Origin of the sequence: Rhodovulum sp. (assembly GCF_011048875.1) — a bacterium.
GTDB classification, from domain to species: Bacteria; Pseudomonadota; Alphaproteobacteria; order Rhodobacterales; family Rhodobacteraceae; genus Rhodovulum; species Rhodovulum tesquicola.
This window is the reverse complement of sequence record NZ_DSDD01000265.1, coordinates 1-8,678: the sequence shown is the minus strand read 5'-3', so window position 1 is coordinate 8,678 and position 8,678 is coordinate 1. Positions and strand designations below refer to the sequence as shown.

Sequence of the window (8,678 nt, the reverse complement as noted above, 5' to 3'; positions counted from 1 at the left end):
TCGCGCTGATGCCCGCCACGCTGCTGACGGACGCGCCGCTGACGCTGACCAACGCGCCGCGGCTGTCGGATATCCGCACCATGACGACGCTGTTGCAGTCGCTGGGCGCCGAGATCTCGGCGCTGCACCGAGGCAAGGTTCTGGCGCTGTCCTCGCATGATCTGACCGGTACGCGGGCCGATTACGACATCGTGCGCAAGATGCGCGCCTCGATCCTGGTTCTGGGGCCGCTGCTGGCGCGCTGCGGACATGCCGAGGTTTCGCTGCCCGGCGGCTGTGCCATCGGCGCGCGGCCGGTCGATCTGCATCTGAGGGCGTTCGAGGCGATGGGCGCCGAGCTTGACCTGCGCAACGGCTATGTCCGTGCGCGCGCGCCCGGCGGGCTGAAGGGCGCGGTGATCGAGTTCCCGCAAGTGTCGGTCGGCGCAACCGAGAACGCGCTGATGGCCGCGACGCTGGCCCGGGGCATCACCGAGATCCGCAATGCCGCGCGCGAGCCCGAAATCGTGGACCTGGCCCGCTGCCTGCGCGCGATGGGCGCGCATATCGAGGGCGAGGGCACGGACACCATCACCATCGAGGGGGTCGACAGCCTGGGCGGGGCCACGCATGCGGTCGTGCCCGACCGGATCGAACTGGGCACCTACATGCTGGCGCCTGCGATCACCGGCGGCGAGGTCACCTGCCTGGGCGGGCGGCTGGATCTGGTGCGGGCCTTTGCCGACAAGCTGGAGGAAGCGGGCGTCACCTGCGAGGAAACCCCGGCCGGTATCCGCGTCAGCCGCCGCAATGGCGATGTCGGCGCCGTCAATGTCCGGACCGAGCCCTTCCCGGGCTTTCCGACCGATCTTCAGGCGCAGATGATGGCGCTTCTGTGCACCGCGTCCGGCGAAAGCCGGCTGGAGGAGACGATCTTCGAGAACCGCTTCATGCATGCGCCCGAGCTGATCCGGATGGGCGCGCGGATCGAGGTGCATGGCGGCACCGCGACCGTCAGCGGGGTCCAGCGGCTGAAGGGCGCGCCGGTGATGGCGACCGATCTCCGTGCCTCGGTCTCGTTGATTCTCGCGGCGCTGGCAGCCGAGGGCGAAACCGTCGTCAGCCGGGTTTATCACCTGGATCGAGGTTACGAGAAGGTCGAGCAGAAGCTGGGTGCCTGCGGGGCGCATATCGAAAGGGTCAGCGGCCAATGACCAGACCGGACGAGGACGCGCGTTTCGCGGACGGGGCGGAGCGGCCGTTGCACCTGCTGGCGGTCGGGCCGGAAGATTTGCAGGTAATCTCGGCACTTGTGCAGGATGCGGTGCTGCCCGCAAGCGAAATGCGCTGGGACCGGCGCGGTCGGCGGCTGGCATTGCTTGTGAACCGCTTCCGCTGGGAAAGCCGCGAGACCGCAGAGCGCCGCGGCAGCCCCTATGAGCGCGTGCAATCGGTATTGAGCATCGAGGACGTGCGCGCCGTGTCCAGCCAGGGCATTGACCGGGGCAATCCCGGTCTCGTGCTGTCGCTTCTGTCGATCGGCTTCGAGCCGGGCGAGGACGGCGCGGGCCGGGTCGTCTTGACGCTGGCGGGCGATGGCGCCGTGGCGGTCGAGGTCGAGTGCCTCGAGGTGTCGCTCCACGATGTCACCCGCCCCTATCAGGCCCCCTCGGGGAAGGCGCCCGACCACCCCTGACGCTCTGCCCCGGCCGGTCCGCCCCGTCGTCGGGTGCTGCATGCATCCCCTTTGGGGTGTTCCCCCGGCGAAGGATTGCCGCTACACACGGGCGCGTGAGGCTCATGGGGGGCGACATGCCGGTTTTCCTGGACAGTACAGCGGCGACGTTCGAGGCAGAGTTCGCCGCGCTTCTGACCGCCAAGCGCGAGGACAGCCCCGATGTGGATGCTGTCGTTTCCGAGATCATCGCCGATGTCCGCGCGTTGGGCGATGCCGCGGTGATCGAGCTGACCGCGCGCTTCGACCGGCTGGCGCTCAGCCCCGAGACGCTGGCCTTTTCCCCCGAAGAGATCGAGCGTGAATGTGCGAAGGTGCCCGCCGCCGAGCGCGAGGCGCTGGAACGCGCGGCCGAGCGCATCCGCGCCTATCACGTCCGCCAGATGCCCGAGGACGTGCACTGGACCGACCCCGAGGGCGCGACGCTGGGCTGGCGCTGGACGCCTGTTTCGGCCGCGGGGCTTTACGTGCCGGGGGGGCTGGCCTCCTATCCCTCGTCGGTGCTGATGAACGCGATCCCCGCCCATGTCGCAGGGGTCGAGCGGCTGGTGATCTGCGCGCCGACACCGGATGGCAAGGTCAACCCGCTGGTGCTGCTGGCCGCGCGGCTGTCAGGCGTTGACACGATCTATCGCATCGGGGGCGCGCAGGCGATTGCGGCGATGGCCTATGGCACGCAGACGATCCGGCCCGTCGACAAGATCACCGGCCCGGGCAACGCCTATGTGGCGGCGGCCAAGCGGCGGGTGTTCGGCAAGGTCGGCATCGACATGATCGCGGGACCCTCCGAGATTCTGGTGATCGCCGATGCCGACAATGATCCCGACTGGATCGCGCTTGATCTGCTGTCGCAGGCCGAACATGACGAAAGCGCCCAGTCGATCCTGGTCACCGACGATGCAGCGTTCGGCCGGGCGGTCGCCGCGGCGGTGGACAAGCGGCTGGAAACGCTGGAACGTCGCGCCATCGCCGGGGCAAGCTGGCGCGATTTCGGTGCGATCATCACCGTGCGCGATCTGGACGAAGCGGCCGAACTGTCCAATCGCGTCGCGCCCGAGCATCTGGAACTCTGCGTGGCCGACGCCGATGCGCTGGCGACGAAGATCACCCATGCCGGTGCAATCTTCCTCGGCGCCTGGACGCCAGAGGCGATCGGCGATTATGTCGGCGGCCCGAATCACGTCCTGCCCACCGCGCGTTCGGCCCGTTTCTCATCCGGGCTGTCGGTTCTGGATTTCATGAAACGAACAACGATCGCCCGCATGACGCCCGCCGCCCTCAAGGCGATCGGCGCTGCCGCCGAGACGCTTGCCATCTCGGAAAGCCTCGAGGCGCATGGGCTTTCCGTCCGCGCGCGGCTTGATCGCCTGAACGGGGACCAGCCATGACCCTCGCCCGTCTGATCCATGTGGAACTTGACGATTCGAACCTGCCGCCGCCGACGCCGGAAATCGAGCAGGAACGCAAGGTCGCGCTGTTCGACCTGATGGAGGACAATTCCTTCGCGCTGCCCGGGCGTGACGACCGGCCTGCGCCGGACGGCCCCTACCGGCTGGTGCTGTCGATCCGGGAAAAACGGCTGGTCTTCGATGTGCGCACCGAAACCGGCGATCCCGCGGCCGAGTTCCACCTGTCGCTGTCGCCCTTCCGGCAGGCGGTCAAGGATTACTGGCAGATCTGCGAAAGCTATTTCGACGCCGTCAAGCGCCTGCCGCCCAGCCAGATCGAGGCCATCGACATGGCCCGGCGCGGCATCCACAACGAAGGTGCGCGCATCCTTCGGGAGCGTCTCGACGGCAAGGCGGAACTGGACATCGACACCGCGCGCCGGTTGTTCACCCTGGTCTGCGTCCTGCATTTCGGGGGCTGACTTGGCCGGGCCGCTCCCCTCGTCGGTCCTGTTCTGCTGCGATCACAACTCGGTCCGTTCGCCGATGGCCGAGGGGATCACGAAGAAGTTCTATGGAAACGACACCTACGTCCAGTCCGTGGGCGTGCGCAACGACCGCGAGGTGGACGGCTTTTCCGTTGCCGTCTGCGACGAGATCGGGGTCGAGATCGACCGCCACCAGACCCGCTCCTTCGACGAGATGGAGGAATGGGGCGACGATCTGTCAGGCTTCGACCTCATCATCGCGATGAGCCCCGCCAGCCTGCGGCGCGCGCAGGAACTGACGCGCTACTACCATCTCGACGTGGAATACTGGCCGGTTCTGGACCCGACCGGCCTGGGCGAGACGCGCGAGGCGAAACTTGCCGCCTATCGCCAGACAAGGGACCAGATCGTCGAGCGGCTGATCGGCCGCTTCGGCCCGCCTATGCAAGGCAGAGAACCATGAGCCGGGACGTCATCGAACGCTATTTCGTCGCCTTCAACGCGGGCGACACCCAAGGGATGCTGGCCGAACTGGCCGAGGATGTCGAACATCATGTCAACGAAGGCGTGATCCGCCGCGGCAAGCCCGCCTTCGCCTAGTTCTGCGTCCATATGTCCCGCTGCTACCGCGAGACCCTGACCGACATGGTGACCTTCGCGACCGAGGACGGCACGCGCGCCGCTGCCGAATATGTCGTGAACGGCTCCTGTCCGGAGACGGATTCGAGCCTGCCCGAAGCGCGTGGCCAGACCCATGTGCTGCCCGCGGGGTCGTTCTTCACGCTGAGGGATGGCAAGATGATCGCCCGCGTGACCACCTATTACAACCTTGCCGACTGGCTGAGGCAGGTGAAATGAGCCTGGATTTCCGGGTGCTGACGGGGCCGGAGGTCTAGGCCGCCCTCGACGATCTGGCCGCGTTGCGCATCCGGGTGTTCCGCGACTGGCCCTGTCTCCACGATGGCGATCCGGCCCATGAACGGCGCTATCTGACCAGCTATCGCGACAATCCGCGCGCGATCCTCGTCGTGGCCTTCGATGGCGGCCGGATCGTCGGCGCCTCGACCGGCACACCGCTGGAGGATCATTCCGACGATTTCGCGGCGGCCTTTGCGGGCACGGGCTACGATCTGGCCGAGGTCTTCTATTGTGCCGAAAGCGTGCTCCTGCCCGAGTATCGCGGGCAGGGGGCGGGGCATGCCTTCTTCGCCGCGCGCGAGGATCACAGTCGCCGCCTGGGCCGCCGCTTCTGCACCTTTTGCAGCGTGCTGCGCCCGGCCGATCACCCGCTGAAACCTGCCGACTATCGCCCGCCCAATGCCTTCTGGACGAAGCGCGGCTATGAGCGGCTCGATGCCGTGGTCGCGCAATTCGAGTGGAAGGATATCGACCAGCCCGCCCCCCAAGCCACGACCTGCAATTCTGGATCAAGCCGCTATGAGGATCGCCGCCGCCGCCTGGCCCATCGACTGGCACGACAGTTGGGCCAGCTACGAGGACAAGCTGTCCCGTTGGGTGGCAGAGGCCGCGGGTCAGCGAGCGGACCTGCTGGTCTTCCCCGAATACGGCGCGATGGAACTGGCCTCGCTTGCCGGGCCCGAGGCGGCGGCGGACCTGGAACGGTCGCTTCGGGCCGTCGCGGATCGGGTCGAGGCCGCGGATGCGCTGCATGCCCGGCTGGCGATTTCGTATGGTGTCCACATCCTTGCCGCGAGTGCCCCGGTCTGGCGGGGTGAGCGGCCGGTGAATCGCGCGCGGCTCTTCGGACCCGGCGGACAGGTCGGCTGTCAGGACAAGCAGATCATGACCCGCTTCGAACGCGAGACCTGGGATGTCCACCCCGGCGGCCCGCTGACCCTGTTCGAGACCTGGCTGGGAAAGATCGGCGTGCTGATCTGCTATGATTCCGAATTCCCGCTCTTGGCGCGCGCCATGGTCGCGGCGAGGGCCGAAATACTCCTGGTGCCGTCCTGCACCGATGCGCTGACGGGCTATTGGCGGGTGCGCGTGGGTGCCATGGCACGCGCGCTGGAGGGCCAGTGCGTCGTCGTGCAGGCCCCCGCCGTGGGCACCGCCGAATGGTGCCCGGCCGTCGACGAAAATGTCGGCGCAGCGGCGATTTACGGTCCGCCCGACCTGGGCTTTCCGCCGACCGGCGTGCTGGCCGAGGGGGCCCTGAACGCTCCCGGCTGGGTCTATGGCGAAGCTGACCGCGATACCATCGCCCGTGTCCGTGCCGAAGGGGCGGTGGAGAATGCCGCGCATTGGCCCGAGCAGGACGCGCGCACAGCATCTGTCGTTTCCGTGCCGTTCGATGCATTTACGACTTGAAATATGAACGGATCGGGCGCATCTAGTTGGCGCCCGCGAAAAGCCGGGTAACCTTCGATGGAGTGTTCATGGCCAAGGAAGAAATGCTCGAATTCCCCGGCGTCGTGAAGGAACTCCTGCCGAACGCGACATTCCGGGTCGAGCTTGAGAACGGCCATGAACTCATCGCGCACACGGCAGGCAAGATGCGCAAGAACCGCATCCGCGTTCTGGCCGGCGACCGGGTTCAGGTCGAGATGACCCCCTACGATCTGACCAAGGGTCGGATCAACTACCGCTTCAAGTAACTTGCGGCTGATCCTCGGGTCCGCCAGCCCGCGCCGCAGGGAGCTGCTGGCGCAAATCGGCGTCGTCCCCGACGCGGTGCGCGCCGCCGATATCGACGAAACGCCTGCCAAGGGCGAACTTCCCCGGCCCTATTGCGCACGCATGGCCATCGAGAAGGCCCGCGCGGTCGAGGCCGCCGAGGACGACCTGGTCCTCTGTGCCGACACGACCGTGGCACTGGGCCGGCGCATCCTCGGCAAGCCGGACAGCGCAGGCGAGGCGGCCGAGTTCCTGTTGGCGCTGTCGGGTCGGCGCCACCGGGTGATCACCGCCGTCGCCCTGCGCCGCGGCGACCGGGTGTGGGAGCGCGACGTGGTGACCACGGTCAAATTCAAGAACCTGTCAGACACCGAACTCAACGCCTATCTCGCCCTGGGCGAATGGCAGGGCAAGGCCGGGGGCTACGGCATCCAGGGGCTGGCGGGCGCGTTCGTGCCCTGGATCAACGGATCCTTCTCGGCGGTGGTGGGCCTGCCGCTTGCGGAAACCGCGGCGCTGCTGGCGGGGGCAGGCTACCCGGTCCATGGGGGGCAGGCATGAAGGGACGCAGCGTCATCCTCGACGAGATCGCGGGCCGCAAGGCCGCGGCGCTGATGGTGGACGGGCGGCTGGACGATCTTTTCATCGACCCGCCCGACGACCGCCCCGCGCCGGGTGCCATCTTCCGCGCCGTGGTGGACCGGCAGGTCAAGGGACAGGGCGGCGCCTTCCTGCGCCTGCCTGCCGGCTCGGCCTTCCTGCGCCAGGCACGCGGGCTGAAGCCCGGTCAGGGGATCCTCGTGCAGGTCTCGGGCCATGCCGAGCCCGGCAAGGCCGTGCCGGTCACGCAGCGGCTGCTGTTCAAGAGCCGGTATGCCATCGTCACGCCCGATGCGCCGGGCTTCAATGTCGCGCGCAGCATTCGCGACGAGGCCGAGCGCGACCGGCTGCTGGAAATCGCCCATGACGCCATGGCGGGCGCGATAAACCATCTGGGCCTGATCCTGCGGTCAGCCTGCGACGGCGTCGCGGACGAGGCCATCACCGAGGATATCGCGATCATGTGCGGCCTCGCCCGGGACATCCTGTCCGAACCGGCGGAGGGCGCGCCCGACCTGCTGCTCGACGCCCCCGACGCCCATGACCGCGCCTGGCGCGACTGGGCCGAGCGCGACCCCGACGAGGTGATCGACCGCCCCGGGAGCTTCGCCGAGACCGGCGTTCTGGACGCGATCGCGGCGCTTGCGGGTCCCGATCCGCTGCCCGGGGGTGGCAGCCTCTTCGTCGAGCCGACCCGCGCGCTGGTGGCCGTGGACGTGAATACCGGCCCCGACACCTCGCCCGCCGCGGGTCTCAAGGCCAACATCGCCGCGGCCCGCGCGCTGCCGCGGCTCCTGCGGCTCCGCGGTCTGGCCGGCCAGATCGTGATCGACTTCGCGCCGATGTCGAAAAAGGATCGCACGGCGCTGGACCAGATCCTGACCGCCGCCTTCCGCGCCGATCCGGTGGAAACCACGCTGGTCGGATGGACCCCCCTGGGCCACGCCGAACTGACCCGCAAGCGCGAACGCCTGCCCCTGTGCGAGGCCATGGTCCCATGACCTGCCCGATCTGCAAGAAACCCACCGACCCCGCCTACCGCCCGTTCTGCTCACGCCGCTGCGCCGATATCGATCTGGGCAAGTGGTTGGCGGGCAGCTACGCGGTTCCCGTCGACAGCCCTGACGACCTTGACGACGCAGCACGAGATCTGCCGGATCCGCCGACGAAACCGCACTGATTTTATGTCCGAAACCCTCTGGACAGCCCCCTCTCACCCGTCTAAAAGCACGCCACCCGAAGCGTCCGCTTCGCCCATGCCCGGGTAGCTCAGGGGTAGAGCAGTGGATTGAAAATCCTCGTGTCGGTGGTTCGATTCCGCCCCCGGGCACCATGTTCTTAGGCTAAGCGTCTGGAATGCCTAGAAAATTTCCCCGAGCGGGTTGCGCGTATCCCCCTAATTATCCACCCTTTGCGCGTTGCTGAAAGCTTCGGCCCGAGCCGTGAAGGCTTCAACGCTTTCGCCAGCTTCACGGGTCAAACCCCCGCCGCCCAGCATCAGCGCCGCGCCGGGTTCGCGGGTCAGGGCGTCGCAGATCAGAACCACGGAAGGCCCAGCGCTGGCCTCCCCACGCTTGCCTTCCAGTCGGGCAATCCGCTTCCGCAAGGTCATAACGCGTTGTCCTCCAGTGCCGCCACGCGGGCTTCCAGTTCCGTTGTTTCAAGCGTTCGCCGAAAGGCTTCGATAAGCCCCATGACATGCGCGCCTTCGGTCGGGGTCAGTTCGCCATCGGCCACCGCGTCCAGCACCGCCCCAGCCGCCGTTGCAGCATCGCGGGCGGTTTCCATGCGGGGCAGGTCGAATTGCACCGGGCTATCCTTGCGGGGCGGGGCGATGCGTTCGAGGCACAG

Annotated in this window: 11 protein-coding genes, 1 tRNA gene and 3 pseudogenes; 13 read left to right on the top strand and 2 right to left on the bottom strand. The window is 67.7% G+C overall.

The features are described from left to right. From murA to ENN83_RS09265, 13 genes and pseudogenes are all read left to right on the top strand, one after another. Nucleotides 1–1,193: UDP-N-acetylglucosamine 1-carboxyvinyltransferase (gene murA, locus ENN83_RS09325; protein ID WP_287186201.1), on the top strand; the 1,193-nt coding region annotated here is incomplete at its 5' end. Continuing rightward, nucleotides 1,190–1,675: a DUF2948 family protein gene (locus ENN83_RS09320; RefSeq protein WP_287186198.1), complete on the top strand. Its 486-nt coding sequence runs from the start codon at nucleotides 1,190–1,192 to the stop codon at nucleotides 1,673–1,675. The genes murA and ENN83_RS09320, both read left to right, overlap by 4 nt. Nucleotides 1,676–1,791: 116 nt before the next feature. Beyond that, complete coding sequence (hisD, locus tag ENN83_RS09315) at nucleotides 1,792–3,102, top strand: histidinol dehydrogenase (protein ID WP_287186195.1); 1,311 nt, start codon at nucleotides 1,792–1,794, stop codon at nucleotides 3,100–3,102. After that, nucleotides 3,099–3,584, top strand: coding sequence for a UPF0262 family protein (locus ENN83_RS09310; protein ID WP_287186192.1), 486 nt, complete (start codon nucleotides 3,099–3,101; stop codon nucleotides 3,582–3,584). The genes hisD and ENN83_RS09310 overlap by 4 nt, the downstream gene beginning before the upstream one ends. Nucleotide 3,585: 1 nt before the next feature. After that, nucleotides 3,586–4,053 (top strand): low molecular weight phosphatase family protein, encoded by a 468-nt coding sequence (locus ENN83_RS09305; protein ID WP_287186190.1) that lies wholly within the window; start codon nucleotides 3,586–3,588, stop codon nucleotides 4,051–4,053. Beyond that, a pseudogene (locus ENN83_RS09300) lies at nucleotides 4,050–4,448 on the top strand (nuclear transport factor 2 family protein). Before ENN83_RS09305 ends, ENN83_RS09300 begins: the two are co-directional and overlap by 4 nt. A gap of 74 nt (nucleotides 4,449–4,522) precedes the next feature. Further along, a pseudogene (locus ENN83_RS16935) lies at nucleotides 4,523–4,774 on the top strand (GNAT family N-acetyltransferase); the annotation flags it as partial. 253 nt (nucleotides 4,775–5,027) lie between these two features. Further along, the gene (locus tag ENN83_RS09290; protein ID WP_287186187.1) at nucleotides 5,028–5,921 is read left to right on the top strand and encodes a carbon-nitrogen hydrolase family protein; all 894 of its coding nucleotides are present in this window, start codon (nucleotides 5,028–5,030) and stop codon (nucleotides 5,919–5,921) included. 68 nt (nucleotides 5,922–5,989) lie between these two features. Beyond that, nucleotides 5,990–6,208, top strand: a complete 219-nt coding sequence (infA, locus tag ENN83_RS09285) for a translation initiation factor IF-1 (protein ID WP_287186185.1) — start codon at nucleotides 5,990–5,992, stop codon at nucleotides 6,206–6,208. Between the two features lies 1 nt (nucleotide 6,209). After that, the gene (locus ENN83_RS09280) at nucleotides 6,210–6,788 is read left to right on the top strand and encodes a Maf family protein (protein WP_287186183.1); all 579 of its coding nucleotides are present in this window, start codon (nucleotides 6,210–6,212) and stop codon (nucleotides 6,786–6,788) included. Further along, nucleotides 6,785–7,828 carry a ribonuclease E/G gene (locus tag ENN83_RS09275; RefSeq protein ID WP_287186181.1) on the top strand — a complete coding sequence of 348 codons (1,044 nt, stop codon included), beginning with the start codon at nucleotides 6,785–6,787 and terminating at the stop codon, nucleotides 7,826–7,828. Before ENN83_RS09280 ends, ENN83_RS09275 begins: the two co-directional genes overlap by 4 nt. Then, nucleotides 7,825–8,007, top strand: a complete 183-nt coding sequence (locus ENN83_RS09270; RefSeq protein WP_287186179.1) for a DNA gyrase inhibitor YacG — start codon at nucleotides 7,825–7,827, stop codon at nucleotides 8,005–8,007. Before ENN83_RS09275 ends, ENN83_RS09270 begins: the two co-directional genes overlap by 4 nt. Nucleotides 8,008–8,085: 78 nt before the next feature. Further along, a tRNA-Phe gene (locus ENN83_RS09265) sits at nucleotides 8,086–8,160 on the top strand. Nucleotides 8,161–8,223: 63 nt separating this feature from the next. Here ENN83_RS09265 and ENN83_RS09260 read toward each other — a convergent pair. Together ENN83_RS09260 and ENN83_RS09255 are read right to left on the bottom strand one after the other, a co-directional pair. Next, nucleotides 8,224–8,439, bottom strand: a complete 216-nt coding sequence (locus ENN83_RS09260) for a hypothetical protein (RefSeq protein ID WP_287186177.1) — start codon at nucleotides 8,437–8,439, stop codon at nucleotides 8,224–8,226. Next, nucleotides 8,436–8,678: pseudogene (locus ENN83_RS09255) on the bottom strand (hypothetical protein); the annotation flags it as partial. The pseudogene ENN83_RS09255 and the gene ENN83_RS09260, both read right to left, overlap by 4 nt.